This window comes from Acinetobacter nosocomialis NIPH 2119 (assembly GCF_000368085.1).
Taxonomy (GTDB): Bacteria; Pseudomonadota; Gammaproteobacteria; order Pseudomonadales; family Moraxellaceae; genus Acinetobacter; species Acinetobacter nosocomialis.
Window position 1 is genome coordinate 728,977 of the sequence record NZ_KB849239.1, and the last position, 24,797, is coordinate 753,773.

At 35.8% G+C, this 24,797-nt stretch carries 35 protein-coding genes and 1 pseudogene; 22 read left to right on the top strand and 14 right to left on the bottom strand.

The features are described 5' to 3' along the window. Positions 1-4: 4 nt before the first annotated feature. The 14 genes and pseudogenes from F984_RS07430 to F984_RS07495 all read right to left on the bottom strand — a co-directional run bounded on the left by F984_RS07430 (position 5) and on the right by F984_RS07495 (position 6,897). Positions 5-274, bottom strand: coding sequence for a DNA-binding protein (locus F984_RS07430; RefSeq protein WP_000910239.1), 270 nt, complete (start codon positions 272-274; stop codon positions 5-7). After that, complete coding sequence (locus F984_RS07435; protein WP_000877061.1) at positions 275-610, bottom strand: hypothetical protein; 336 nt, start codon at positions 608-610, stop codon at positions 275-277. Further along, on the bottom strand, positions 607-1,002 hold the full coding sequence (locus F984_RS07440) for a hypothetical protein (protein WP_000047257.1): 396 nt from the start codon (positions 1,000-1,002) through the stop codon (positions 607-609). Before F984_RS07440 ends, F984_RS07435 begins: the two co-directional genes overlap by 4 nt. Continuing rightward, on the bottom strand, positions 995-1,396 hold the full coding sequence (locus F984_RS07445) for a hypothetical protein (RefSeq protein ID WP_000130767.1): 402 nt from the start codon (positions 1,394-1,396) through the stop codon (positions 995-997). Before F984_RS07445 ends, F984_RS07440 begins: the two co-directional genes overlap by 8 nt. Continuing rightward, positions 1,393-1,686 carry a hypothetical protein gene (locus F984_RS07450; RefSeq protein WP_000978815.1) on the bottom strand — a complete coding sequence of 98 codons (294 nt, stop codon included), beginning with the start codon at positions 1,684-1,686 and terminating at the stop codon, positions 1,393-1,395. Before F984_RS07450 ends, F984_RS07445 begins: the two co-directional genes overlap by 4 nt. A gap of 138 nt (positions 1,687-1,824) precedes the next feature. Further along, positions 1,825-2,853 carry an ead/Ea22-like family protein gene (locus F984_RS07455; RefSeq protein WP_000805213.1) on the bottom strand — a complete coding sequence of 343 codons (1,029 nt, stop codon included), beginning with the start codon at positions 2,851-2,853 and terminating at the stop codon, positions 1,825-1,827. Between the two features lie 37 nt (positions 2,854-2,890). Beyond that, a pseudogene (locus tag F984_RS07460) lies at positions 2,891-3,256 on the bottom strand (3'-5' exonuclease); the annotation flags it as partial. Positions 3,257-3,426: 170 nt separating this feature from the next. After that, positions 3,427-3,798, bottom strand: coding sequence for a hypothetical protein (locus F984_RS07465; RefSeq protein WP_001260062.1), 372 nt, complete (start codon positions 3,796-3,798; stop codon positions 3,427-3,429). Then, positions 3,795-4,124 (bottom strand): hypothetical protein, encoded by a 330-nt coding sequence (locus F984_RS07470; protein ID WP_001072362.1) that lies wholly within the window; start codon positions 4,122-4,124, stop codon positions 3,795-3,797. The genes F984_RS07465 and F984_RS07470 overlap by 4 nt, the downstream gene beginning before the upstream one ends. Before the next feature lie 58 nt (positions 4,125-4,182). Further along, entirely contained in the window at positions 4,183-4,443 is a 261-nt protein-coding gene (locus F984_RS07475; protein ID WP_000350172.1) for a hypothetical protein, read from the bottom strand. A gap of 85 nt (positions 4,444-4,528) precedes the next feature. Then, positions 4,529-5,332, bottom strand: coding sequence for a DUF2303 family protein (locus F984_RS07480; RefSeq protein ID WP_001290755.1), 804 nt, complete (start codon positions 5,330-5,332; stop codon positions 4,529-4,531). Positions 5,333-5,372: 40 nt separating this feature from the next. Next, complete coding sequence (locus F984_RS07485; RefSeq protein ID WP_000105905.1) at positions 5,373-5,705, bottom strand: hypothetical protein; 333 nt, start codon at positions 5,703-5,705, stop codon at positions 5,373-5,375. 215 nt (positions 5,706-5,920) lie between these two features. Continuing rightward, positions 5,921-6,196: a hypothetical protein gene (locus tag F984_RS07490; protein ID WP_000922095.1), complete on the bottom strand. Its 276-nt coding sequence runs from the start codon at positions 6,194-6,196 to the stop codon at positions 5,921-5,923. An 11-nt stretch (positions 6,197-6,207) separates the two neighbouring features. Next, positions 6,208-6,897 carry a S24 family peptidase gene (locus F984_RS07495; protein WP_000550612.1) on the bottom strand — a complete coding sequence of 230 codons (690 nt, stop codon included), beginning with the start codon at positions 6,895-6,897 and terminating at the stop codon, positions 6,208-6,210. A 126-nt stretch (positions 6,898-7,023) separates the two neighbouring features. Here F984_RS07495 and F984_RS07500 point away from each other — a divergent pair, with 126 nt between their 5' ends. The 22 genes from F984_RS07500 (at position 7,024) to F984_RS07605 (ending at position 24,694) form a co-directional block, all read left to right on the top strand. Further along, on the top strand, positions 7,024-7,257 hold the full coding sequence (locus tag F984_RS07500) for a helix-turn-helix domain-containing protein (RefSeq protein ID WP_000335919.1): 234 nt from the start codon (positions 7,024-7,026) through the stop codon (positions 7,255-7,257). 32 nt (positions 7,258-7,289) lie between these two features. Beyond that, on the top strand, positions 7,290-7,664 hold the full coding sequence (locus tag F984_RS07505) for a hypothetical protein (RefSeq protein ID WP_000818521.1): 375 nt from the start codon (positions 7,290-7,292) through the stop codon (positions 7,662-7,664). A gap of 33 nt (positions 7,665-7,697) precedes the next feature. After that, positions 7,698-7,898: a hypothetical protein gene (locus tag F984_RS07510; protein ID WP_000290737.1), complete on the top strand. Its 201-nt coding sequence runs from the start codon at positions 7,698-7,700 to the stop codon at positions 7,896-7,898. Continuing rightward, positions 7,895-8,080, top strand: a complete 186-nt coding sequence (locus F984_RS07515; protein WP_000200037.1) for a hypothetical protein — start codon at positions 7,895-7,897, stop codon at positions 8,078-8,080. Before F984_RS07510 ends, F984_RS07515 begins: the two co-directional genes overlap by 4 nt. Beyond that, the gene (locus tag F984_RS07520) at positions 8,077-8,532 is read left to right on the top strand and encodes a hypothetical protein (protein WP_000575717.1); all 456 of its coding nucleotides are present in this window, start codon (positions 8,077-8,079) and stop codon (positions 8,530-8,532) included. Before F984_RS07515 ends, F984_RS07520 begins: the two co-directional genes overlap by 4 nt. Further along, a complete protein-coding gene (locus F984_RS07525) occupies positions 8,529-9,146 on the top strand; it encodes a hypothetical protein (protein ID WP_000218435.1) in 618 nt (205 codons plus the stop codon). Before F984_RS07520 ends, F984_RS07525 begins: the two co-directional genes overlap by 4 nt. Then, positions 9,143-9,682: an HNH endonuclease gene (locus F984_RS07530; RefSeq protein WP_000817335.1), complete on the top strand. Its 540-nt coding sequence runs from the start codon at positions 9,143-9,145 to the stop codon at positions 9,680-9,682. Before F984_RS07525 ends, F984_RS07530 begins: the two co-directional genes overlap by 4 nt. Then, the gene (locus tag F984_RS07535) at positions 9,679-10,287 is read left to right on the top strand and encodes a phiTE_072 family protein (RefSeq protein WP_000078469.1); all 609 of its coding nucleotides are present in this window, start codon (positions 9,679-9,681) and stop codon (positions 10,285-10,287) included. The genes F984_RS07530 and F984_RS07535 overlap by 4 nt, the downstream gene beginning before the upstream one ends. Before the next feature lie 5 nt (positions 10,288-10,292). Continuing rightward, positions 10,293-10,679: a hypothetical protein gene (locus tag F984_RS07540; protein ID WP_004708298.1), complete on the top strand. Its 387-nt coding sequence runs from the start codon at positions 10,293-10,295 to the stop codon at positions 10,677-10,679. Further along, positions 10,676-12,154, top strand: a complete 1,479-nt coding sequence (locus tag F984_RS07545) for a DNA cytosine methyltransferase (RefSeq protein ID WP_001055556.1) — start codon at positions 10,676-10,678, stop codon at positions 12,152-12,154. The genes F984_RS07540 and F984_RS07545 overlap by 4 nt, the downstream gene beginning before the upstream one ends. A 3-nt stretch (positions 12,155-12,157) precedes the next feature. Then, positions 12,158-13,201, top strand: coding sequence for a hypothetical protein (locus F984_RS07550; protein WP_000124477.1), 1,044 nt, complete (start codon positions 12,158-12,160; stop codon positions 13,199-13,201). Further along, entirely contained in the window at positions 13,198-13,962 is a 765-nt protein-coding gene (locus F984_RS07555) for an ATP-binding protein (RefSeq protein ID WP_000994862.1), read from the top strand. The genes F984_RS07550 and F984_RS07555 overlap by 4 nt, the downstream gene beginning before the upstream one ends. After that, a complete protein-coding gene (locus tag F984_RS07560) occupies positions 13,959-14,492 on the top strand; it encodes a hypothetical protein (protein ID WP_000991091.1) in 534 nt (177 codons plus the stop codon). Before F984_RS07555 ends, F984_RS07560 begins: the two co-directional genes overlap by 4 nt. 455 nt (positions 14,493-14,947) lie before the next feature. Continuing rightward, entirely contained in the window at positions 14,948-15,403 is a 456-nt protein-coding gene (locus tag F984_RS07565) for a hypothetical protein (RefSeq protein WP_001136753.1), read from the top strand. Positions 15,404-16,364: 961 nt separating this feature from the next. Further along, positions 16,365-17,054 carry a RusA family crossover junction endodeoxyribonuclease gene (locus tag F984_RS07570; RefSeq protein ID WP_000592656.1) on the top strand — a complete coding sequence of 230 codons (690 nt, stop codon included), beginning with the start codon at positions 16,365-16,367 and terminating at the stop codon, positions 17,052-17,054. Further along, the gene (locus F984_RS07575; protein WP_001085635.1) at positions 17,055-17,741 is read left to right on the top strand and encodes a helix-turn-helix domain-containing protein; all 687 of its coding nucleotides are present in this window, start codon (positions 17,055-17,057) and stop codon (positions 17,739-17,741) included. A 13-nt stretch (positions 17,742-17,754) separates the two neighbouring features. Further along, complete coding sequence (locus F984_RS07580) at positions 17,755-18,597, top strand: hypothetical protein (RefSeq protein WP_000101402.1); 843 nt, start codon at positions 17,755-17,757, stop codon at positions 18,595-18,597. Positions 18,598-18,740: 143 nt separating this feature from the next. Beyond that, a complete protein-coding gene (locus tag F984_RS07585; RefSeq protein ID WP_000142838.1) occupies positions 18,741-19,001 on the top strand; it encodes a hypothetical protein in 261 nt (86 codons plus the stop codon). A 76-nt stretch (positions 19,002-19,077) separates the two neighbouring features. Next, complete coding sequence (locus F984_RS07590; protein ID WP_002080089.1) at positions 19,078-21,366, top strand: phage tail tip lysozyme; 2,289 nt, start codon at positions 19,078-19,080, stop codon at positions 21,364-21,366. A 13-nt stretch (positions 21,367-21,379) separates the two neighbouring features. Then, positions 21,380-22,435, top strand: coding sequence for a hypothetical protein (locus tag F984_RS07595; RefSeq protein WP_000172885.1), 1,056 nt, complete (start codon positions 21,380-21,382; stop codon positions 22,433-22,435). A 353-nt stretch (positions 22,436-22,788) separates the two neighbouring features. Continuing rightward, entirely contained in the window at positions 22,789-23,730 is a 942-nt protein-coding gene (locus tag F984_RS07600) for a type II toxin-antitoxin system HicB family antitoxin (protein WP_000801068.1), read from the top strand. A gap of 64 nt (positions 23,731-23,794) precedes the next feature. Beyond that, complete coding sequence (locus tag F984_RS07605; protein WP_001259764.1) at positions 23,795-24,694, top strand: phage antirepressor N-terminal domain-containing protein; 900 nt, start codon at positions 23,795-23,797, stop codon at positions 24,692-24,694. Positions 24,695-24,797: the final 103 nt, after the last annotated feature.

Genomic DNA, 24,797 nt, shown 5'->3' on the forward strand with positions numbered 1-24,797 from the left:
ATCCTTATACAGTTGCAAGTTGCGCTGTATTAAGCACAGTCCTGCTTTGCTCATACTTTAAAACGTCTTTCTTTTTATATGAAACACGTCTTCCAATTTTCGAGAAAGGCAGTGATGATTGATCACAACGCATTCTAGCTAATGTCCAAGGCGAGCAATCTAAATAAAGTGCCACAACCTCTTGAGGAAACTTCTGTTCTTCATTAGCCATTATGAAGCGATCCAAATATTCTTGTTGCTCTGCATCAGATAGATTTCTCAGATCTTTTAACATTTACTCCTCCTTACTTTCCGCTTTAGGGTTTGCCCACCAAAGAACAGGGCCATTTTCTGAATCAAATGCTGCTATTAGAAATAAGCCTTCTTGTGGTGGCTGCGGCTTCCAGTTGGACCAATCACAAAGATTATCTTCTGGAATCTCTTCAATATCCCAATAGTCAAGGTTTTCGATTTTTATAGAAACACCAAGGTTCTTTTGCAGTTGTGCCCATTGTTCTTTTGTATAAAACTCAGCATGCTCTCCAATTGTGTCATGTAGTTCTATATCAGGATGGAACCAGCAGCTATTTAAATCATCCGGTACTTGTGTTGGTTGTATTTGATATTTCATTCCTCAGCTCCATATCCATAAAATAGTTTTGCTTCATCAAAGCTTTTGGTTACAAGAGGGGCAGAACCTTTCTTGTAGCAAATTACTATTTCATCAAATTTAAAAACACGTTCAGCTGTCTTCAAATCAAAGCATTGGTACATAGGTTCACTAAACCAACTTTCTACATAAAATAGATTTTTAATATGATCTTTACGGGAACCGTGCCATTTCTGGACTTTGATCACATCATCGAAAATTTCTAAGAAAAAGTTGTTGCCTTCTTTTTCATGCATTTTTCTATAACGTTCAACAGCTCTCTCAGCTATCTCTTTAGAAGTTGCTGGGGTTTGTTTAAAAGGGCAGTAACCTTCAGGTCGCATTGCAACAGCCCATAATGTCGATTTACTCATTAGCAGCTCCAGATACGTTTGGCACACTATGAAAATGCATCCAGTGAGAAGGTGGGTCATTTTGATAATTTGCCCATACGCTATTTAAATCCTCATCAATAGTCATATAGTCTTGTTCTGGGGTAACATCAGGAGCATCTGCCCAACAAATAAGAACCGATGTATCTAATGGTGGCTCTTCATCTTTAACGCTGATCCAAGTTGGCACCGCCTGAGCTTTGGCTTTTAATTTCCAAGCAAACCATGCTCCATTTATCCATGTAGCAATGGCATTATTTTCTTCTGTTTCATCTACCATTATGTAAACTTCAGAATTATCACCATAGATTAATCTCTCAATCCATTGCTTAACCTCTGGCAGTTCCTCAAATTCACTTCTTAACAAATCTGTCATGCTGCCACCTTTTGATAACTGAATTTCATTGAATTAGAAATGCCACGCATTCGAAGCTGGTTAATAAAACGTTTATCCTTATTCATCCAAACCCGGCAAAATGAAGTAAATCTTTTTTGACAGACTTCATTCATTTCGAAACCTTTTTTTGTTTCTATTAAAGAAATCTTTGCCACTTCTTTGCCACGCTTCATAACGATGTATCCTTTTTTATAAGAAGGATAGAAACCACTTTCGGACATCCAAACAGTGAATGGGTATGACATTGAGTCAGGGATGTACTTCATCATGTTAGAATCTCCAAATAGAATCTTTAAGTTTCGCTTTGAAGAGCAAAGCTTCAGTTTCATTAAGTGAAACATTTAAGAAAACTTGGGTTCGTTTACCGATCACAGTAAATGTTCTAGTTTTGCTGTTATAAATTTGAATCATTTAGGCGACTCCAATAAAAAGTTACCTTCAACCTCAAGTTCTTTTCTTCTTTTTACAACCAGCTCCATTAGGGGTTCTTGAATACGTTCATCTGCTTCTGAAATATCAATTTCAAGGGCATCTAATGTAGTCAGGTCCTTTGCTTGTCTGATCTTTTCCCCAATAGAAATATTTTCTTTTGATTGACCAGCAATAATGACTAAGTGTTTATTTAACTCAGTTAAAAAAGATTTTTGATCTTCAGAAGACCAGTCTTTCGTTTCCTCAATGAGACTATTAGCTGCATCTGCAGTTTTAGTTTTCTTTAGCTTTTCAATAAGGCCAGCTAACGGAGACTCAACCGGTTTGTCATTATGGTAACGAGTCCAATTTTCCTCTTTGATATTGGCCTTCTTCGCAGATTTTTTTGCTTGAGTTGAGTTAGTTTCTTTATCTGCTTTAGGTTCAATTGGTCCCAAAACGTTTAGAATGTTGTCGTCATCTATACTTGTCAAACCCACTTCACCATTAATAATTGCATTCAGTAGATTTTTAAACTCATCACACCAATAAAGTGATTTTACAAATACACGTAACTCACCATAATCATGTGATTTACGATTAATAAATGCTTCAGCAGCTGACCGTGTTGGATGGCAATTAATATCTTCCCAAAAATATTTACCATGACAAATATAGACGTTGCGTTCGTTCCATTCCGATAAAATATTAATTTGTGTTGATACTTTGGCATCGAGGAAAAGCTCATCTTCTTCATCAATAGCCAATCCATTTAAATCATGTTTTTCTGCAGCTTTTAGTGAATCAAAAAACTCTTCAACTGATTTATATTTTGATTCCTGATCTACATCTACAATATTCGTAATTTCAACTGAATCGCTTGCAGGGTCTAAACCCCACACAATATTTTTTGATTGAACAACGAAAATAGGTGAATCTGTACCAGCGTTATCATTTTCCCAAGAATTTTTGAGTTGTTGGGTAAACTCCGCCCATGTTTCAGGCGTAAATAGAGTAGGTTTCATAGTTGCTAACCTTTAAATATTTTGAAGCGCTTTACGCACTTGTTAAATCAGGCCATACGTCCCTTGCTAAAGCTAAAGTACATATAGTCTTTACCTTAATTGCTGGTCCACATTTATTTAGAGCTTTGATGTCGTAATCAATATTGTGGCCGACAATGAACTCAACACCTTCAGGTAACCGGAACGATTCGCAACTTGGTTGACCTTCAATATCCGTTTCAATGATGTTGTGTACAGCCATTGCTTCTAAATCAATTGGTTCAGGACAAGAATAGAAACGGTTAAAAACCTCATCCTTATGAACTAACAATTGACCATTCTCTAAGCTAAAAGGCGCATAAGCGATTTCAATTGGATAACCATTTAATTTGTTGGTTTCCGTATCTAAAATAATTGCTTTCATTGATCATGCACCATTTAACTGTTAGGCCAGCAAAAGCCACAGTTGTGACATTCCCATTGAGCACCAGAGCCAGAATGACTAACACCTAAAGTGCATTTGTCATTAGTACATCTTGGACAGGTACCATAAATCACACGAAAAGATTTAATAGCTAACATAAATATCCCCAACTAGCGTGTACCAAGAAAGCCACGACGAATTTTGTAGGCTTTCCGGTCAGGGGAAGGGATGTGCGTTTTTTGAAGAATTTGACCTAATTCACGTCCTCTACGATATTTAATTTCGGTTTCTAGATTTCTTAAAATCCACTCGTTTGTATTTAATGTATATTGTGAAACAGGAGTTAATTCATTGTTTTCATTAACCGTATAAACACGAGTTAAAGTGTGATTTGCAGCATAAACTGTATAGCCAAGACGGACTTTGTATAAACCACGTTCTTCATCCTTCCCTACGAATTCACGGAAAGTTGATTTATGGTTTACTTGACCATTCAGATTATTTTCGTAACGTTTAGATCCTCGTAAATAGTTTGTTCTCATTGTGCACCACCTAATTTAACTACATGTACTTGAACATCAACAGGTTCGCCTGAGTTAAATTGTTGTTGCCAATGTTGAGTCTTCTGCTCACGCACTTGAGCCTCTGCATCACATGCATAAAGGAAAGCAATAGCTAATGCACTAAATATAAGGAAGCATAAAACATACGGCCATTTACTATCTTTTTTAAACTTTAGATCCTCTGCTGATGGATGCTGATAAAGTTTAGAAGTAGCTGGTTTATTTGTTTTATTCCCGCTAAGTTCAGGCACGAAACAAATAGGTGTAGATGGGGCAGATTGACTGTTTATATATTTCTGATTCATAATAATTTGCCTTTATACGTACAGTATTGGTAGAAAAAGCCTCGATAGCCGTCCAAAGTCATTGAGGCTTTTTCATTTGTGTTAGCTCAGCATTTACAGACATTTGCGAAGGTTTATATCTGTACTTCAAGCCGTTTTTATTAATGCGCTCTTCATCAATTAAATTTTTCGCATTAATATTTGTGATTTCCATGTCCTTCCAATTTGGAAAGTCTTTACTTGAACATTGAATAACACGACCACAAGCCATAGCTCGTAACGCCTCCGAAACGCTAATCAAGCCTTGTTCGTCTATAACTTTGTCTTTGTAGTGATCCATGAGAATTCACCTTTTGACGTTTATGTAGTATTGGTTGAAAAAAGCCCCGATAGCCGTCCAAAGTTTTCAGGGCTTTTTTTATTTCTTAAGATTTAAATGACCCAATTCGTACAGGGTTTTCAGGAAGTAAAGCTATTACTTCTTCTTTGAAATCTTCAATAATTTCATTACGTAATAACTCTTCTTTGACAATTTGAATGGCAAACTGAGGTGTGCTGCCAGAGCTATTCACAATTAAACGTAATTTGATTTCTCGTTCTGCAAGACCTAAGTAAGCTGAATCTTGGATGGTGAAATAAGCCGGTAATACGCCTTTTTTAGCAGATGCTGCAATTTGGGCCATTTCAGATTGAACCTGACGTGTGTTTTCTACTTCAGCGTTACTAGTAGTCGATGCTTCAATTTGCATATTTCGTACTGCAACAAGGGCATCTTTAATATCAATGACATTATGATTTTCATCAAATGCATTAAGTACTTGAGCCCAATCTTCAATGAAAACAGCAAAGTTGCGTTGATCTAATTTATGGTCTTTAAGTTGATTCAACTTTTTCCATACAACAGTTGATTCTAAACATAAAGAAGCTAAGTAGTCACAATGGCCTTGGGCTTGTCCTTCACCATGGAAGTTAAGAACTGCAATAGCTTTCATGTCATTTTGATTAACAAAAATTGGTGTATTTTTACCGCCTTCTGCAACTACAAAATCTTTAAAGTCGTTAAATGTTGGTGTAGTAAATTCACCATGAGGACGGAAGCGAGCATCCATAAATTTTTCAGCAGCTATAACACTATAGTCATGATGCAACGCTACAAGCTGACCACGCTCAAGTGGAATTACAGGTTTAGCTAAACCTAAAAATTTTTCGATTTCGATTTTTTCAGACATGAAGGTCTTTCCTTTAGTTGAGATAAAAAGTTTTTAAAAATTAAGCTTTTTCTTCAAAAAGCTGGTCAGTGTGTTTAGCAAAAAGCGATACATCACCACGTGTGTTTACATACATAGGTGTTTTGTCACCGTGTTCTTCGACACTTTTACCTTTTGGGAGTGGGGCATTTGAAATTAGTTTGTGCTCTACAGTAACGTTGTTGTGACCAACGCCTTTAGAGAACTTTAATTTAATTGTGATCTCGCCGACTTTTTGTGTATCAACAGCAGCACTTGCAACCTTGCTAACTGCATAGCCAAGTTGTTTTGCAAAGGCACCGCCATCGATGTCATTAATAAATTCTTCGCAATCTGTAGAGCGTAATGTACTCATTTTTTATTCACCATGAGATGTGTTGGTGAAATTATTATTCATCAATGAATAGATTAAATCAACAACAAATTATTCACTAATGAATTAATTGTATATAAAACAACCAATATGATTTATTTAGGGCAAAAAAATACCCAGTATTAAACTGAGTATTTCGTATATATTTACATGTATTTACAAGGGTTAACATTCAATTGAACGGAATCCAATCATTTTTAGTTTTTGATCAAATTATTTTTAGTCAAAATCATTAATCTTGCTAACTCATGATTAAAACTATTTAAAGCTTCTTTTATATTTAAAGATGCTAAATCATGGTTTTCAAAATTATCTAAGATGAAAGATTGTTCAACTAACGGATGGTGTTCATTAGAAATATTTTTAATATTTAAAAGAATATTAGCAGCTAATTCAGGTTGAGTTTTTATAACTTCTTCTGCAAAAGTTGTTAAAACAGTATTAATTCCTTGAAATTCAGTTACTTTCAACATCTTATTTATCCTTAAAACTCTCTATGCATACCAACGACTTTACCAACCAACTTACATTCTTCTGTTAGCTTAATAATTTGTTCAGGCCATTTAGTATTTAGTGGCTCTAAATATTTTTCTTCTCCATCTTCAATTATTAATCTCTTAAATGTAGCTTGTGTATCACCAGCACAAGAAACAATAACTAAATCATTGGTTTTTAAATCAAAAACTGGGTAGTCTGGATTTACATATATTCGATCACCTGGTTCAAATTTAGGTAACATTGATGTACCAGTTACAATAAGTCCATAACCATTTTTTCCAGCTTTCTTCATTGGTGGAAGCCATTCAAGTACTTCAGTGTCCTTCAATACTGTTTGAACATCTGTAAATGAACCTGCTGCAACCCAAGAAATAACTGGAATTTGCTCTCCATCTAATTTGATTTTATTTGATAGATTTACATTGTTATCTAACACCAATTCATCTAAATCATTATTAATATTATCAATGGCTTCTAAGTCATTATTGAGCAGTGTATTGGCATCATAGCCTGCCCAAGAGGCTAATTTTTCAACGGTAGATATCTTTGGTTCTTTATATTGCCCATTCTCCCAACGAAAAAGTGTAGGTTGTGGTACTCCAGACTTTTTACTAAGACCTGTAGTAGTAGTGCTGTATTTTTTTAACAGGTACTTAACGTTTTTTTGAAGGTGCATTTTTCCAACTCCAAGATGGATAGCTAATTTTATTCAAAAATGAATATTTTTTGTGAAACAATTCATTAATGTATTGACAACTATTCATTAGTGAATAAAAATATGCCTTAACACGGAGGCATTTATATGTGCATGAATATTCAAGATAAGGTTATTTACCTTTCAAATAGTCGAGGTTTGACTCAACAGCAAATCTCAGAAAGAACTGGGATTTCTCAAAGTTCTGTTTCAAAAATTGCAAGTGGCGAACAAAAAGAAGTTGCTTATAACAAAGGTGTTGCTTTAGACGCGTTAGTTGCCTCTGAACAGAAAAGAGAATATGAGGAATCCAAGACAAAACAATTAAATCGATCTGCATAAAAACCAATTTTAGGAATGTATGAGGCATAACCATGGCTGAAAAACTTCTTGCAAATGCATCATCGAAATTAACTTTAGAAGAAAAAGCAAAGATGGAATGGATTGCCAAACTAGAAGGCAAGAATTCCTTATCTAATCTCATCCGTTCTATGTGTAAGAAAAAGATTTCAGAAGTAGAAGGTGAGATGGCAGGTAAAAGCTCTCTCGAGGTAATTAAAAACATTTGCACTAGAAAAGTCTCAGAAGCTGAATCCGAATACCAGTTTCTCAGAAATGTTTTTTGTGGGTCAAAAGATAACGGGTATACCAGAGATACCTTCGAATTAGTGCCTTTACGGGCCGAAAAATCGCGGCATACAAATGCTAGTGATAAATCAGTCCAGCTTGATCTACTTAGCTGGAAATAAAAAACCACTCCCTGCGCCAACAGGAAATGGTCTATGGCTGTTCAAACCCTTGGAAGAATGAACGTGAGTAATTTAGCAAATCATCACTGCTCAGGCAAATGCACTGATTTTAAAGAAGAACAGTGCTCAACTTGTCTTATTAATCAAGATGCCCCGCATCAAATCGTAAACACTCAAACCGATGAAGAGAAATTTCTAGATCGTGCATTCAATGCACAAAAGGAGATTTCATGACTTCAGAAAAAAAGGTTTGGCCGTTAGGAACCAATCACACTGATTCTGAGGGAACGCCGTGGAAGCGTGACGAGCAGAACAATTGGTGGTTTTGGCAAGAAAACTTTGGCTGGTCACGTTATGTAGGTCCAGTGAACCAAGCTTTCTTAGATTTACGATTTGAGGTAGGGACTGAACAGTGATTTTTGAATTAATAAACCTTAGTGATAAATGTACATTTGAAGCACCAAATTTAAAAATTGCTGCTTTAGTTACTTGTGTACTTGGAAATGGTCAATACTCCGCGAAGGGGATAAAACATGATTTAGATGTTCCGTTCTTTCTTTTCGGTGGACATGAAGAATGGTTTATCTCTAAATTTGGAACAAATTTTGAAGAAACACTTATTCAAGTTCGAGATGAAGAAAAACAAGATTTAGCAGATAGCTTTAATAGCGTTTTATTAGGTTCCTACCTTGACCGAACAGCTTTTTTCAAAGCTTACAACTTAATTAAAGATCCAGCTGAACAAAAAGAATGGCGTAAGCAGTGGTTAGATGAAAGACGCTCTTCTTTTAATAATATCTGTGAACGTGCTTGGAATTATGCTGAACAAGTGAGCTTGTATAAACCAGCTCAGGAAGGTGCAGCATGACGGTACGTCCAATTTTATTTAATTCAGAAATGGTTAGGGCCATTTTAAATGGATCTAAGACGCAAACACGCCGAATTATTAAGAGTAAAGTTCAAAAAAAAATTGATATAGCTGAACATCTTGGAGAGTTCTTTGGTTTAGAAGATTCTAAATCACAAATATCTTCTTATTTTCAGAAAATTTGTCCTTTTGGAGCAATTGGCGACCAGCTTTTTGTTCAAGAGACGTATGGCACCAAAATTAGAAGTTTAGGTGGAACTCCTCATGAGTCATTTGTCTACAAAGCAGATAACCCAAATGAAATTGCTTATTACGACTGTAAGGGAAAGGGTTATCCAGTTAGATGGAAGCCATCTTCTCGTATGCCTCGTAAAGCATCACGTGTTTTGCTTGAAATAGTTGATATCCGTGTTGAGCGTTTACATGAAATTAGTGATGTAGATGCTAAGGCTGAAGGTTTTGATAAACCTAAAACTGATTCAACTATGCAAAGCAATAATTCTCATAACCCAGTTCTTAACTTTCAAAAACATTGGGAAGCAATAAAAGGTAAAGAATCTTGGAATGAAAACCCTTGGGTTTGGTGTATTTCTTTTCGGAGGATTGATCAATGAAAAGATGTCCATCGTTTAACAGTTACTCAGTCACTGCAGATGGGAAAGTTTTTACACACCGTCGCAAGGGTAGGTTAGCCAAAGGGCTAAATAGAGTTGATTTTTCATACTCAAAAGAACTATCGCAATTTACCACTTCAAAAGGATATCGCACCGTTTCTGTATATATCGGTAATGGCAAATCAAGACCAATTGGTGTTCATCAACTTGTTGCAGATGCATTTATTGGGCCTGTTCCAGAAAATCAAGAAGTACGCCATCTAAATGGGATTCCATCCGATAATCGTTACGAAAATCTAGCTTATGGCACAAAACAAGATAATGCAAATGATAGGGTTCAGCATGGTGGATATAAGCAGGGGGCATCACATATAAATGCAAAACTTAATCAAGGGCAAGTAGAGAGCGTTAGGAAAAAACGTGCATCAGGCTCAAAAGTTAAAGATTTGGCAAAAGAATTTGCTGTAAGTACTAGCACTATTGAGTTGGTCCTCTATGGCAAGTCTTATAAAGTTAACCAAGGTGGCGCCTCATGAGCCAGATTGTATATAGAGAAGACAATTTCATTGGGGAACTTTTAATGGAAAAGTTCGTCTTCAAAAAAATAGGTGAATATAAGTCAGACTGGGCTTTAGCTTATGTTGATCCAAATAATTTATATAGTGCTGGCGGTGGACGTCTAACAGTCGTTTTAAGTAGTTTTACCGGTTCCGCTTTCTTTTCTCATGTTGGTCAACCAACTTTTAAAGAGTTCATTGCCCAATGCCATGCTCCTTATTTACTTAATAAACTTTTTCCTAAAATTGAAAAGTGGGTAGATGTTGAGGATGGTAATGAAGTAATTGAATACATAGCTATCAATAAGCTATCTGAATTAAAAGATGGTCGATCAAGTGGCGCAATTTCCAAAAAAGATCTTAGAAATTTTTATGAACACCTTAAAGAAATTGAATTCGAATGTTTTTCAAATTTCTTTGACCAGCTCACTTTTAAAGACCGATCAATCATGTGTGAACTGTTTGGTGAAGACTGGCTTTGGGAAAGTGGGCCATCCAAATTAAATCCTGATTACGTATACCTCGAAAAAATGCTGGTAGATGTGATTTCTGAATTTAAGAATTTAATTGGATTGGATGGGTGAGCGATATGAAAAATAAACTCATCGTTGACCGCAACCAAGCTAAAAATATCCGCGATAGGGAATTATGCGAAATAGCGGTAAATATGCGAATTAAGGAAGGGGAAAACAATCAATTTCGTGCGAGAAAAAAATTTCTCAATCAAGTTTTTTGGGTAGCTGAACCCCTTTGTAGCATTAAATGTGGACCTGAAAAATTCTACGGCCATTTTTCCTGTGATCCGATTCCTGAAGGTTGGAGCCGTTATACACTTGATAGACCAGGAAGTAGGGTTAATTTTGGTGAACATCGCTTTTTAGTTGAGTGCACTGAAGTTAAGACATTTAAATATTCTGCAGGTCAATTATTCACTGTTTTACTAACGCTTAAAAAAGTTAATGGTGGTGCATTATGAATATGTGCCTCAATCTTAACTTATTACCTCATGAATTGATTGTTGATAATTTTGCAGGTGGTGGTGGAACATCTACTGGCTTAGAAAAAGCCTTTGGCCGTCCCGTTGATATTGCTATTAACCACGATCCTAAAGCAATTGCAATGCATCGTGCTAATCATCCAAATACTCGTCATTTTTGTGAGGATGTTTGGGATGTTGACCCTGTAAAAGTTACTAACAATCAGCCTGTAGGACTGGTTTGGCTTAGTCCAGATTGCAAACACTTTTCTAAAGCAAAAGGTGGAAAACCGGTTGAAAAGAAAATACGTGGTTTAGCTTGGATTGCTCTTAGATGGGCTGACTTTACACGACCACGTATAATCATGCTCGAGAACGTTGAAGAGTTCAAAACTTGGGGCAGACTAGGAAAAGATGGATTCCCGAGTAAAAAGCACAAAGGTGAAACATTCAGGTGCTTTGTTAATGCATTACGTCATCAAGGTTATAAAGTTGAATGGCGAGTAATGAGTGCTCGGGATTACGGATCTCCAACACTAAGAAGACGGTTTTTTCTTGTTGCTCGCCGTGACAATTTTCCTATAGTTTGGCCCAAGCCTACGCATGCTGCACCAGATAGCAAAGCAGTTAAAGCTGGGAAATTAAAACCATGGCGAATCACTGCAGAATGTATAGATTGGTCGATTCCTTGCCCAAGTATTTTTACTCGTAAGAAACCTCTAGTTGAGGCAACTTGTCGCCGTATAGCAAATGGTTTAGTCCGTTATGTGATCAATAATCCAGAACCATTTATTGTTCCAATGGATAAGGTTAAAAGCGTTGCCCCAGTACTTACTGAGTGTGCAAATGCATCTAGCCCAAGATGTATGCCTATTGATGAACCTTTACGCACAATTTGCGCAGGGGTGAAAGGTGGGCATCATGCGTTAGTTACTGCGTTCATTGCTAAGCATTATACGGGTGTAGTTGGTAGTGATATTCGTGAACCACTTCATACGATTACTGCAAAAGATCATAACAGTTTAGTCGTCAGCAACCTGGTGAAACTGCGTAATAACAACATTGGTCAACCAGTAGATGAACCATTACACACCATTACTACAAGTGCGGGTCATTTTGCATTGGTACAAGCATTTTTAACTGCCTTCTACGGTAGTGAGAAAGACGGAAATAGCATTCATGAGCCACTTCGTACGATACCAACACGTGATCGTTTTGGCCTTGTAATGGTTAAAGGTGAGCTGCACCAAATTGTTGATATTGGCTTCCGTATGCTTCAGCCAAGAGAACTATTCACTGCACAAGGTTTTGAACCTACTTACATCATTGATCATGGGATCGATGAACATGGAAACACTATCAAATTAACTAAGACAGAACAGGGAAGAATGGTAGGTAATTCTGTACCTCCTCAATTCTCTGAAGCTTTAGTACGTGCAAATTTTGCACATGAACACTTATATGAGGCAGCTTAAGAAATGGCAAGATCTAGAAATATTAAGCCCTCATTCTTTATGAATGAAGACATTATTGAATTACCTTATGAAGCACGATTGCTATTTATAGGGCTTTGGACTTTAGCAGATCGCGAAGGCCGACTCGAAAATCGACCTAAGAAAATCAAAATGTCTTTATTTCCTGCAGACGATATAAACGTTGCAGAACAGTTAGAGAACATTTCTAAGTTTGGTTTTATCGAGTTATATAACGCTGATGGTATTGATGTTATCCATATCGTTAACTTTGTTAAACATCAAAACCCACATGGTCTTGAGAAAGATAGTGAGCTACCTGACAGAAATGGCATCTACACTGTCTATCAACGTAATCCAAAAAACAAAACAATTGTTGGAAAGGCAATTCAGCTAAATAAAGCTGATTTAAAGCATTTTTACGATAAAACAGGTCCATTTGCCCCTCAAAATACTGGTTCTGCTGTTGAAAACAGTTATCAAGAAAGTGAATCGAATCAAGCAAACAGTAGTGGAAACACACAAGAACAGTTAGATAACGGTTCTAAAACTGTTTCTATCTCAGACCAAAACGCCCTGATTCCTGATTCCTTTAATCTGAATCCTGATTCCCTTAATCTGAATCCTGATTCACTGAATCCAGAAGGGAATAACAACTCCGCCGTTGGCGAAGTTGATTCATCGACTCAAGCAAAATTTAGTTTCAAGAGTGCTTTGAAAAAAAATGGTGTACCTGAGAAAGACGCTGCTGAGTTCTTACAAGTACGTAAAGCCAAGAAAGCTCAAAACACCGAAAACGCTTTTGACGCACTTTTGAATGAAGCCCAAAAAGCAGGAATCACACTTCAGCAAGCCGTCGAATATTGTTTGAAAAGACAAAATCCTTGGGGTGCCTTCAAAGCATCTTGGTACCTAAACGAAAAACCCGAAATGACTACTGGTCAACAGTCAAACCATCAATCGTTACCACGCAACGTAAATGATCAATGGGGAGCGCCAAAGAAATATGAACCGGTTGCTCACACAGCTGTGAAGGGTGAGTTGATATGAACGCAGTGCCTCAAAAATTGGAATATAAAATTTCCCATACAAACCAGATCTGTAAGATCCACAAAGAACAAATGATCAATGTACATGGTCGAATCGTTTGTCAGTCTTGTGTTGAAAAAATCATGAAGCAGTCAAATGAAAAATATGAAAGCGATAAGAATATTCGTATTTTAAATTTGAAAATGGCTCGAGCTGGTATCCCTAAAAGACATGTAAATAGCGGCTTTAGCAACTATGCAGTAACTCACAAAGGACAAGACAAAGCTCGTAAAACTTGTGAAAAGTTCACTATGGATTTCAATGCAGGTGTTTTTAGAAATTTACTCCTTGTTGGTCGTACTGGAACAGGTAAAACCCATCTAGGTTCATCTATTCTGAAAAATATCATCATTAAAAACTGGGAGGCTATTTACATTACGTCTGCAGACTTAGCTGAAGATATTGCGGGTGCCTATCGCCGTAGCGGTGATAGCGAAGATGAAGCACTAAAACGTTATGTGGGCAAAGATTTATTAATTATTGACGAATATGGCTTACATGACCGTGCTGAAAAACGTCCTCACCTGCTTGAGAGTGTTCATAAGGTTCTACTTACTCGTTATGACGAGATGAAGCCAACAGTAGTGATTTCAAACCTAAGCCTTTCTGAGGTTCGCGATGATCTTGGGGACCGGCTTTGGTCAAGATTTCAACATGATGGCTTAGATATTGTGGAATGTGATTGGGATGATGCTCGTATAGGTGGAGGTAAAGCACAGTGAACGCATTTGTTGATATGAAAAAATCTGAATACGCATTAGTTGCTTACTCAAACGTAGCAGCTAAATCTAAGGAGCGAAAAGCATTAGAAAAAGCAGTTAAGAAATGGCTGAAACATCCTGGTAATAAAATTCGACACGTTGAGTCTATAGGGCGTGATCTCAATATGCCTCACGGCACCGGACCTATGTATAAGCGTTTATGTTGTCGTTGCGAAACTTGTGTCGAATGGGCGCTTTCAACTGGTTTAATCAAATCTAAGCCAAAACCAGTTGTAAAACGTGGTCCAGATGCTCGCCAATTGCGTATTTTGGCACAGAAAAGCCAATTGACCCCCTACGCTACAGCTTTTAATGAAGATTGGGATTTACTGGCCTTAGAAGTGGATTATTCAGTTACGGCATTTCAACTTGAACGTATTTATCAAGGTCGTTCTGAAATTGATCACAACTTTGTTTGGAATCGAGTTAAGCGTGTAGCTGATCGTTTAGTTGCTGAAAAGTTAAGAGCTAAAGGGGGTGGGTGCAAATGAAATCTAAAGCAACCAGCAAAAAACGCTCAAAAAAATACAATCCAAACAAGCTAACCCCGACCCAAGTTCAAGCTAATCAGAAAAAGGCTTAACTACGAAGAGAAGCAGCTCAAGAATATGAATGCAATATGGGGTCCATTTCATAAGATGTAGGGACTAGATGGAAGCAGAGAAATTTAAAGAGAGAGGTTAATTGAGCATTTTCTAAATTACTTAATAGTACCAACTTGAATAAGGGCAGCTAATACTAAATCAGCCATTTTTAGGTTTGAGCGCTTTTTTCGCTAGGTCTATTTCTTAAAAAAGAAATAGACCTTTTTATTAGGAATTACTATCTTAATATTTTGATATTACTTCAAAATTTAAAATAAAAAACTTTGAGTAAATTCTTGTAATATTAATTTAATAATTCTATATTATAGAATAAGAGGAAATTATGAAATGGAATTTGTAACATGCCACAATATCTTTTTCTTGCTGAGACTATTTACAAAAAAATGAAAAATGAAAAACTATTTTCTAAAGATGTTTTAGAAAATATGTATATTCTTATGAAGGTGATTCGAAAAGAAATTAAGGGTACAGAATATAAGCTGAAATATAATTTTATTGATTTCAATGAAGTACTGAGTAAAAGTAAAAATGATTGTAAGGTAAAGATTGATGTAAGTTTGATTCCTTCTTATAATTTAAGAGAAGAATACATTTTATGGTTAGCTGGGTTTATTCAAAAAATTACTGAAGGGGGCCCTAAGCCACCCCCTCCTATCAAAGAATATATTCCCGAGTTTATAAATTTGGAATCGGAATTAGATTTTTTAACCTTAAATTTAGAAAAAAATCAAAATAATGGGGAAGAGATTGTAAATTATTTTAATTCCAAACATTATAAAGCAACTTTTAAAAAATAGTTTTCTTAGTCCCGTTAACTAATTTTAGAAGTTTTATTCTTTTTGAACTTTTACTTTTTTGTAGCAGCAAAGAAATTAACTTTGCTAAAAGCTATAATTATAATATTTGTAATAATTTTAAATTTTTTTAGATACTTTTTTAAAAAAATATTGATTCTTCAAAGAAATTCATTTAATTTAATATTGCTAAGTAGCCATACTTAGTATTTCAGGTTTATGTGGATTTCATAAGCTCATTTCTGGTTCGGAAATGAGCTTTTTTAATTCTTTGTTATTTCTTATAATGGGTTTTTATAATCATGTAAAATAAAAATGATAGAATGATCAAAATTGCTGAGAGTACAAAAGCTACGATGATAGTTTTCATTTTTTGATGCTTTTTTATGAAGAAAACTTTTAGAGAGTAATATTTTAGCTTTTTTCTGTCAATATACTCCTATTATTTTAAGAAATATTATTCTAGTGAGTTTATCAATTAAAGAATCAAGCTTATTTAAGTTGTGGATAAATATAATATTTTATGTAATTTATGGTTGATGAAAAAGAGAATTTCTGAGTAAGAGTTATAAAAGTTTTAGATTTCTAAACAACCCCTAGGTAATAATTTTATAATAAAGGGAAACTAGATGTGGCCTTTAAAATTTTGGTGTGTGATGCAAATCCTACGTAAAAAGGGTTTGGATATTAAATTACTAAAAAGAAGGAAATGATAGGGGCCCCTATCCTAAAAGTGCTGACACATTGGTAAGTAGGACCAGCTCGATGTTTTTTTGAGGATCAATATATTTTGCATATATAAAAGAGAGCATTTTTTTACAAACAAAAATAATGAATTGGAACAAGGGTACTTCTAAATAAATCTAACGGTTAATAATTCTGGAACTAAGTGTTTTTAAGGATTATGTCATGCAAGAAGAGCTTCAAGTTTATGTAAATCTTACTTGCTTGATTTGAGGTCGTTATGATTAAAAAAAGTAACCGCCGTCAGTGGAGCGAGTTTTTCTCCAATAATAAAAGACAGGAATTCTTTAAGGATTTCAGTGTTTCATCAGGTAATGACAAAGTTAAAAAGCATAAAGCTAGCTCAAATAAACATGTGTTTTTCCCGTGCCATGTAGAAAAAGAAAATGATGGTGAAAATAGTGTGTATAGGGGAAGTACAGGTGGTGTTATCATTTTTGGTAAGCAATACATCACAATCAAATTGCCTTATGGATTAAGCGCTAACGAGATTTGGCGGGCTACAATTGATCAGAACGGAAAGCAAAGAAATAGTCTTTCAGTAGGTGCTAAAAAGTATAAGGACAAGGTTCAAAAACAATATGGACCTATGTTTAGAGCACTTAAGTTAAAAGCTATCGATCAACTTTGTGAAATACGGTTAATTGTTCAGCCACCACTTAAAACTCGTTCTTACAGCGCTAAAACTTATCCACGATTTGATATTGATAACTATCCAAAACTACTAATTGATAGTGTCAAAGGTGATGGCTTGTTATTCAAAGACGACAATATTTTCATAAGTGAACAAATTAAGCTGGCAGAACCATGTGAAGAGGGTTGTGTCTGGCTTTCGTGCGTTTTTACTGATGAAACTGATTGGTTGTCAAAAACTGTAGATTTTGATTGGTTAGCTGGGAGAAGCATTTAAATGGCGAAAAAGAGCGATTTGCAACGTCGAGTACTTATCGGAAGAAAACTTGCAATGGCGCGTGACATGGCTCAATTACGTCAAGAAGACGTAGCATTAGAAATATTCGGTACACCGCATAAAAATCGAATGAGTGAAATCGAAAATGGTAAGTTAATGCCAGATGCAGAATTACTTTCTTTGCTATGTCAAAAATATGGTGTTTCAGCTGACTGGATTCTTGGTTTTACGATTGAACCGGAACTAGATAAAACAGCTTCTGTAGCAGGTATTCTGTTTAACAGTCTTGGTGAAATGATGAGTGAATATACTCAAGCTATGGCATTTCAATTGAGTATGGCTGCGGCACAGCATATTACTTCTTTCCCTAAAGCCTTAACGGTTGAGTTACTTGAAGCCTCAAAGGGGCTTATTCAAGCATGTTTATCGCAAGATCAATCTATTCAAGAAAAGGTTTTACCAGAACTTCACACTCTTATGCGTATCGTTCGTGAGTGTGAACAAAATCGTGCGAAACAAATCCGTAACTTAGAAATGGCTATCGATGATGTTTTTCAACGTGAAGAGAACGATTTACAGCAAAAAGCTCTAATTGATCTTATCCAAAATAAAAAACGTTTTAGCAAGGCTTCTTTACAGCAACAAGCTATAGCTGAAGTAAAACAAATAGGTCTATTTACTGATTAAGGGATAGACTTTAATGGCTCGCAAGATTGAATACTCGGAAGAAATTTGGAACCGGCTAAAAGAAGTCTATGAATCTTCTCCTAAGATTACGTGGCAAGGTTTAGTTAATCAGGTTGGCGAAGAACTCGGTTGTGAGATGCCTTCGCCATCCGTTGTACGCCGTAAAGCACTTGCTGAGAAATGGAAAAAGAAAGCTAAATCTCTAGTCAAAAAGACAGCCCAAGAGCTTAATAAAGAGATTAAAAAATTGACCAAAAAAAACAATGGTCAAGAAGATACACAAACTACTGATAAATCGGAAAAAAGTGATAGTCAAAATTCTGTCAAAAAAACGTCAAATATTGCTGAATTTAATAGTCAAAACTCTAAAAATAATGGTCATAACAACGGCGGGCGTTCTACAGTCAATGAGAACTATCTAAAGTCAGCTTTGGTTGTCAAAAATAACCGTATAAGAGCTCATAAGCTGGGTGAGTTAATTACAGATACTATCGATAGTGTTATTCACATTAGAGATGAAGTCCTTAATCTAAATAATCCTACTGAAGATGAATTAGCGCTGGTTAAGTTTAAAATGGGCTTGATTAGTCAAGTGGTTGATTTGAACGTTAAACAAAGTATCAGCATTTCTAACATTGCTCGAACTGAGGCAATGTTCTGGGGCTTAGATGTCGATGATCTTAAAGACCAGTCGGAAGTTCAAGCACGGCGTAGTTCAGTTATTTCAGGTGCTGAAGAAAGAATGGCAATTGCAAAAGCTAATATGAAAAAGAAAAAAGAAGAGGCGTTTATGCGAAAGTTAGCGTTAATTGAAGCCGGTGAAGTAGAGCCTGAAGATGAAAAAAGTGAAAATTGAGCTGGAAAAATGCCAGACTTAATTTAATGTGCAGTTCTGCTTAAGTTATAATCACTTATTTCGAATTTTTATTAAAATTACCAGAGAATTAAGAAACTTATGACTATATTAGTAAGTATCTAAACTTTTTTGGAGGTCATAAAATGACATTCATTACAGCAGCTGAAGCATCAGAAATCGCTACCAAAGCAAAATCTTCTGAACAAGAAATCATTGATATTTTATCAAAGGCTGTTCAAGACAATGCTAAACAAGGTATTCGTCGAACAACTTGGAGTTTATCGCGTAGTAAAGTTGAATTACCAACATTAGAAAGGGTAAAGGCTAAATTCGTAGAAGGAGGATATTCCTTCCAGATCCTTTCAAATAGTCCTGAAACATATACTGTAGATATTAAGTTTTAAGTTATGGAACTTGACCATAGTATAAAATTTTATAATTGCAAAAATGCCCTATATCAGTATGGGGCATTTTTTTGTTATGACGGATTCAAATCACCATAATCCAGTTTTATCTTACGATGAGCTGGGCTTCATCATCGGGATGAAACGAGTTGAAAAAAAAGTTAGTACGATTGATTCAAACATTGAAAAGATCATTGGTATCCTTACTCAAAGCTTTGAAGAGCAAAAAGCACAATTTGCACAGCCTCAGCCTAAACTGACTGAATTTCAAAAGATGCTTAATGCTGTCAATAATAGACAAGCTTTAGATTTTGAAGATTTATTAAAAGACAAAGCTAATCCAATCACTCAATCTTTTGTTGTAGCAGACAAGCTGGTCAAAGACTTTGCTGATGTTTTGGACCAATCAATTAATGACCTTAAAACAGTAGATAAAAAACAAATCAACAAATCTAATGGGCGAAAGCCCGCTATAGAAATTAATAGTCATGAAGACTTATCAAAAATTATAAATCCTACTGTTCCTGAGCGTGATGAAAGGGGCCGTTTTGTATCTAATCCAAATGAACCCCAAAACCAATCATCGATTCGTAAAGTTGCCCAAACGATATCTACGGCGATTAAAGGAGTAATGCCGAACTCAACACAAGGTGTAGATCCTACAGTTGACGCAATCAATGAAGTTGGTCATTTACTTTCACCTGTACGCCGTGCAGCAGGATTAGCTTTGCGGCCATTAACTGGATTGATGCGTAGTAAAAAGAGAAATGAGCCATTACCTCGTGAACAAGAGAACCATAACCGCAAACAAATAAAGTTATTGCAGCGTATTGCCGATAATTTGGCGTCTAAGGGTGGTTTGTTAGGTTCTCTAGGGAAATTGCTTACTTCCGTGTTATCTGCTGGTGGTGGGCTTCTAGGTGGTGCTCTAGGCAAAGGAAAGAAAGGTGTAGGGAAATTAGGAAAGGGCTTAGGTAAATTTCTTAAGTTTGGCCGTGGTCTACCCGTAATAGGTGCATTGGCTGCTGGTGCATCATTATTAGATTGGAATGAACAAAGCACACAAGAAAAGGGCGGTACTGTAGGTAGTCTTGCTGGGGGCGTTATTGGTGGCACGGTAGGATCAATATTAGGCCCAGCTGGTACTTTGATTGGTGGTATGGCTGGTTCATGGATAGGTAATAAACTTGGTACCGCAGTTGCGCCGTATTTTAAAGAGTGGACAGATTCATTAATAGCTGCAGATGTACCAGGTATTATTAATACTGCTTGGAAAGGATTTGTAAGTTATGCTTCTAATGCTTTTGATCAGGCAAAAAACACTGCTTCAAAAGTTGTAGACGGAGTTAAAGATACTGCTGGTGATACCTTAGATTTCATTAAAGATAAATTTAACCGATTTAATCCATTTCATGATGGTGTTCCAACATGGGGCATTGGGCAAGGAGTTTATAAGCCGGGTTTTGGTGCAAATAAAAATGTACCTGCTTATGGTTCAACTGTTTCTCCAATTGGTGAAAAAACTAAGGAAAAGCAACTTGCAGTTTACAATGCAATGAAGAGAGCTGGTTTTAATGATAATTGGGCTGCTGGTTTAACTGCTTCTGTTGGTAGGGAAAATGACTACCAAGATAAATATCTGTTTGGTAAACACCAGGATAAAGCTGGTGGTACGAATATGGGTATGATCTCTTGGCAAGGAGCCCGTAAAGACCGGCTTACGGCATATATGAAGGAAAGGGGATTACTTGATGCAAACGGTAATATGGTACGGAGCCAAGCAGCTTTAGATGCACAAGGTGCATTTATGAAGCATGAAATCGAAACGAATCCTGAATATGCTTCGGTTAAAGCTTATATGCAGAATAACCCAAATGCATCAAAAGAAGATATTGCCCGAGTTCTCGGCACAAAATATGTAAGATGGGCGTATGGGCAAACAAAGCTTCGCAATGGGCAGTCATTTGATTATAGACCGCATTTAGAAAAGGAATATAAATACAGAGCTAACATTGATAAAACCGTTCAGGAACAGAAAACTAATCTACCTAAAGAAAATACCCCAGCTGTATCAGATTTGAAATCAAGTCATATTGTGGAAAATACAAGAGCTAAAGTTGCTAGTGTTTTAAGCACCCAAAAAGCTATCGTTCCCCAAGCTACTACAAAAGCAAAACCTTCATTAAATAATCAAAATAGATTATTAACTAATGTCACGCCGTTTAAGCAACCTTTAAATACTCCTAACCCACAGGAAGTTGTTGTTGTAAATCAGAATAATGGTAACATCGGGCAGAATGTTAGTGATCGTTTCCTTGCTCATGCTCTAACTGGCGGCATTGGAATGGGGAAATTAGACGTTTAGTTTTGGGATATATATGACTTTAAAATTATTAAAATTATCTTTCTTAGTTACGGCAGCTTTTTCAAGTTATGTTCAAGCTGCTACAAGTGTTAATGATATTCTGAATAAACAAATAATTGCTACCAACAGTGAAAATATTAATTCGACAAAGGTAGTTAGTGAACTTTGTATTTTTAGTTGTGATTTATTAAGTACAAACCCTGAAGTGTCTTATGGTGGCATGGACGAACTTTATGTTCTTTTACGAGAAAAATATGGTTTAGATTCTAAGCAAAGTTGTAAGTTCTATAAAAGGACAACTGGCAATGTAATATTAGATACACAATATAAAATTGCAGCCTTACAGGGAACGCCAAATCCTGATGCCTATTCAGATTCAATTTTTAATAATTTGATATATAAGCAAGGAATATATAGTTCTTCAGATGTAAATGTGGACATTTATTATGATTTAGTTGACATTGCTAGAATCAATAATCCTGAATTAGATGAAAATAGCAAAAACAATCTAGTAAAAACTTTTCAAATGCGCCATCGTTTTATTGCCAATAGTTGTGGTGAAAAATTTATGATGGCTTATGACAAGTACTTAAATAAAGTTAGTGAGTTAAGAGAGGCTGAATATATTGAAGCAATTAATAAAAAGAATGCTAAAGAACGGGAAAAAGAGGAATGGGAAGAAGAAATCCGTTTAGCAAAACAAGCAAGAGATCGAGCCGATGCGGAGAGGGAGGAACAAGCCCGTTTAATTGATGCTAAGAAGCGGGAAAATAGACAAAAAATTAATCTATGCAAAAGTACTAATAATTATAAGCTATTTATAGAATCCTCTAATGTTGTTAGTGCACGAAATAGTATTAAAGTTGCACAAGACGTTTTAAAAGAAGAAGATAGGTTACAAAGTTTTAGCGGTGTCACTCGTTTAGATAGGCGTTATGCAGCTGCTCAACGGATCGAGTATGGGCAAAAAACTCTAAATCAAAGCTTTGCCAAGTATAAACAATTGGGTGGAAGTGCAAGTAGTGTTGCTACTGTGACACCTCTAAATAATCCATGTAAGGGTTTGTGATTTTTCCAATATGATCAAGAAAAACCGCCGTGATAGTTATCACGGCATTTTTTTTCATATAACTTGATCTATTCTTAACTTAACTTAACTTAACTTAACTTAACTTAACTTAACTTAACTTAACTTAACTTAACGTAACGTAAGTGAAGCAAATAAAATCACAGTATAGAGTTGTAACTCTATAAATCTTTAATTTTGGAATCTTGGGGTTATAAATTTAAAATTAATAATTTCAATAAGTTGAATTTTTATTAATAACTATTTGATTTTAAATTTGTTGACAATATTTTTTTTAGAACTATTATTAAAAAAGGTGTCTAAAAATCTGAAATATCATTCAAAAGGAGTTCTTGGTGAAAAACTATACAGTTGCTGTAAAGATTACAGAATCTAAGTCTTTCTTTAAAAAAGATATTTATGAGGCTGCACTTTTTGATAAACCGAATATTAATGCTACTGGTTCCAGTTATGACGAGGTGATTAGGAAGGTATATGAGAAGACGCTTGAGTATTTTGATTTTCTAAGTGACCAAGGTCTTGATATTCCTGAGCCGACTGAAATTAATTCAGTAACATTTAAAAAACGTGATAAAGATGTTTTTTTTCATGTCATAACAATTGATACATCAATCTATGCGGAAAAGACTGAAAAGATTAACGTTACAATTCCCATATCTTTAACACGAAAAATTGATGACTTTCTAAAAGATAAAGTACATAACTCAAATCTTTTCTCCTCTAGATCAGATTACATAACCAAATCTTGCCAAAGATATTTACCCTATGCGAATTATCTTGCCTCGCTCTACAATAATGAAGATTTAATAATTGCTCACAGATATCACGAAAGTAATACCACGAGAAATTGTCTTAATTTGCTCGACTATTTGAAGCTACCTAATTGTCAAGAAGTAATCTTATTTGCGACTTATCGTACACCTACTGATGGGTTTAGTAGAGATGACGGGCCTGAAACTAATTTGCCCCTCATGGGAGCAATTGCGAAAGTCCAATTACCAGGATTAAACGAGATTTATATTATTTTTGATGGACTTTTCCTAACCGCGCAAAGGAAGCCGCGCTACAATGAAGTAAAAGATGTGCTGGATACAGCTTTGGAAACAGATAAAACATCATTTATTCAATTATCAGTTCCATTTACTTCACAGTTAGATCCTGTGGAAGCAGTCAAAATATTAAGTGAATTTCCTAGACAGAAATTAACTAAGGAAACTCGACCTACTTTTTTTAATTTATTAAGTAATCTAACAGAAGAACAATATGTAAATTTTTAACCACAAAAAAGCCTCGCAGTCCGTGGAAAGAAAACGAGGCCTGTCATTGCATAGGAGCAACAACATGCGTACTTTAACACAAATTAATGTACCTTTTCATAGTGCTGATTTAGTAATTATTGAATTCAACAATCAGCCATTTACTGCCATGCGCCCAATTGTTGAAGGAATGGGCCTCACATGGCAATCACAATATGAAAAGTTAAAACAAAGATTTAGTTCAGTTATCACTGAAATAGTGACAACTGGAAAAGATGGTAAACAGTACAATATGGTTTGTTTACCTGTTCGTAAGCTTTTTGGATGGTTAATGACTATAAGTCCAAACAAGGTTAATCCCGAAATTCGAGATACTGTGATCATGTACCAGCAAGAGTGCGACGATGTGCTGTGGGAATACTGGACTAAAGGGCAAGCAATAAACCAACGCTTAACCATTTCTCCAGAACAACAAAATGCACTGCACGAGATAGTTGATCGCCGTGCAGGGAGGGATCGAAGCTTAAGAGCTTCAATGTGGATTCGTCATAATCGCCACTTTGGAATTGCTAAATATAGCCAATTGCTTTCAATCCATTTTGATGAGGCGAAGCAGTATCTTGAGCTCTTGCCGTTACAAGAGCTAGTTCCAGCTGAAACAGATACACTTAAACGTTTAGAAAAGTTTGTAGATAATCTCGCTGCTCGTTATCCAGCATTAGAAAACCCTCTTGCTTATGACATTGCACAGCAATTAGGTGAGGAGCTAAAGTATCAATCTCCAAAAGGACCTAAAAACTTTTGGATATCGATTCAAGAAAGCGGAGCAGTTTCTGTACAGCAATATTCACTACACCACACACCAGTTAATGTTGTGCAATTGCGTGAACGCTTTAATCAATTGTGGGATTTTCTTCATAAAGATGAGGTGCTTGAACTTGGGAAGGTTTTAAAACGCTTTCCTTTCGAACCTGTGAATCGATAAGGGCTTATCAAAATATAAAGATGTCTAAATAGGACTCCCCTAATAAAAAGCCAGCTATTAGCTGGCTTTTTAAGTTTACTGACAAATATAAAATTCTTAATTT

Bases quoted from the DNA above. Each gene is read 5' to 3' on its own strand.
- F984_RS07430 (WP_000910239.1), bottom strand. From the start codon at position 274: ATGTTAAAAGATCTGAGAAATCTATCTGATGCAGAGCAACAAGAATAT.
- F984_RS07435 (WP_000877061.1), bottom strand. From the start codon at position 610: ATGAAATATCAAATACAACCAACACAAGTACCGGATGATTTAAATAGC.
- F984_RS07440 (WP_000047257.1), bottom strand. From the start codon at position 1,002: ATGAGTAAATCGACATTATGGGCTGTTGCAATGCGACCTGAAGGTTAC.
- F984_RS07445 (WP_000130767.1), bottom strand. From the start codon at position 1,396: ATGACAGATTTGTTAAGAAGTGAATTTGAGGAACTGCCAGAGGTTAAG.
- F984_RS07450 (WP_000978815.1), bottom strand. From the start codon at position 1,686: ATGATGAAGTACATCCCTGACTCAATGTCATACCCATTCACTGTTTGG.
- F984_RS07455 (WP_000805213.1), bottom strand. From the start codon at position 2,853: ATGAAACCTACTCTATTTACGCCTGAAACATGGGCGGAGTTTACCCAA.
- F984_RS07465 (WP_001260062.1), bottom strand. From the start codon at position 3,798: ATGAGAACAAACTATTTACGAGGATCTAAACGTTACGAAAATAATCTG.
- F984_RS07470 (WP_001072362.1), bottom strand. From the start codon at position 4,124: ATGAATCAGAAATATATAAACAGTCAATCTGCCCCATCTACACCTATT.
- F984_RS07475 (WP_000350172.1), bottom strand. From the start codon at position 4,443: ATGGATCACTACAAAGACAAAGTTATAGACGAACAAGGCTTGATTAGC.
- F984_RS07480 (WP_001290755.1), bottom strand. From the start codon at position 5,332: ATGTCTGAAAAAATCGAAATCGAAAAATTTTTAGGTTTAGCTAAACCT.
- F984_RS07485 (WP_000105905.1), bottom strand. From the start codon at position 5,705: ATGAGTACATTACGCTCTACAGATTGCGAAGAATTTATTAATGACATC.
- F984_RS07490 (WP_000922095.1), bottom strand. From the start codon at position 6,196: ATGTTGAAAGTAACTGAATTTCAAGGAATTAATACTGTTTTAACAACT.
- F984_RS07495 (WP_000550612.1), bottom strand. From the start codon at position 6,897: ATGCACCTTCAAAAAAACGTTAAGTACCTGTTAAAAAAATACAGCACT.
- F984_RS07500 (WP_000335919.1), top strand. From the start codon at position 7,024: ATGTGCATGAATATTCAAGATAAGGTTATTTACCTTTCAAATAGTCGA.
- F984_RS07505 (WP_000818521.1), top strand. From the start codon at position 7,290: ATGGCTGAAAAACTTCTTGCAAATGCATCATCGAAATTAACTTTAGAA.
- F984_RS07510 (WP_000290737.1), top strand. From the start codon at position 7,698: ATGGCTGTTCAAACCCTTGGAAGAATGAACGTGAGTAATTTAGCAAAT.
- F984_RS07515 (WP_000200037.1), top strand. From the start codon at position 7,895: ATGACTTCAGAAAAAAAGGTTTGGCCGTTAGGAACCAATCACACTGAT.
- F984_RS07525 (WP_000218435.1), top strand. From the start codon at position 8,529: ATGACGGTACGTCCAATTTTATTTAATTCAGAAATGGTTAGGGCCATT.
- F984_RS07530 (WP_000817335.1), top strand. From the start codon at position 9,143: ATGAAAAGATGTCCATCGTTTAACAGTTACTCAGTCACTGCAGATGGG.
- F984_RS07535 (WP_000078469.1), top strand. From the start codon at position 9,679: ATGAGCCAGATTGTATATAGAGAAGACAATTTCATTGGGGAACTTTTA.
- F984_RS07540 (WP_004708298.1), top strand. From the start codon at position 10,293: ATGAAAAATAAACTCATCGTTGACCGCAACCAAGCTAAAAATATCCGC.
- F984_RS07545 (WP_001055556.1), top strand. From the start codon at position 10,676: ATGAATATGTGCCTCAATCTTAACTTATTACCTCATGAATTGATTGTT.
- F984_RS07550 (WP_000124477.1), top strand. From the start codon at position 12,158: ATGGCAAGATCTAGAAATATTAAGCCCTCATTCTTTATGAATGAAGAC.
- F984_RS07555 (WP_000994862.1), top strand. From the start codon at position 13,198: ATGAACGCAGTGCCTCAAAAATTGGAATATAAAATTTCCCATACAAAC.
- F984_RS07565 (WP_001136753.1), top strand. From the start codon at position 14,948: ATGCCACAATATCTTTTTCTTGCTGAGACTATTTACAAAAAAATGAAA.
- F984_RS07570 (WP_000592656.1), top strand. From the start codon at position 16,365: ATGATTAAAAAAAGTAACCGCCGTCAGTGGAGCGAGTTTTTCTCCAAT.
- F984_RS07575 (WP_001085635.1), top strand. From the start codon at position 17,055: ATGGCGAAAAAGAGCGATTTGCAACGTCGAGTACTTATCGGAAGAAAA.
- F984_RS07580 (WP_000101402.1), top strand. From the start codon at position 17,755: ATGGCTCGCAAGATTGAATACTCGGAAGAAATTTGGAACCGGCTAAAA.
- F984_RS07585 (WP_000142838.1), top strand. From the start codon at position 18,741: ATGACATTCATTACAGCAGCTGAAGCATCAGAAATCGCTACCAAAGCA.
- F984_RS07590 (WP_002080089.1), top strand. From the start codon at position 19,078: ATGACGGATTCAAATCACCATAATCCAGTTTTATCTTACGATGAGCTG.
- F984_RS07595 (WP_000172885.1), top strand. From the start codon at position 21,380: ATGACTTTAAAATTATTAAAATTATCTTTCTTAGTTACGGCAGCTTTT.
- F984_RS07605 (WP_001259764.1), top strand. From the start codon at position 23,795: ATGCGTACTTTAACACAAATTAATGTACCTTTTCATAGTGCTGATTTA.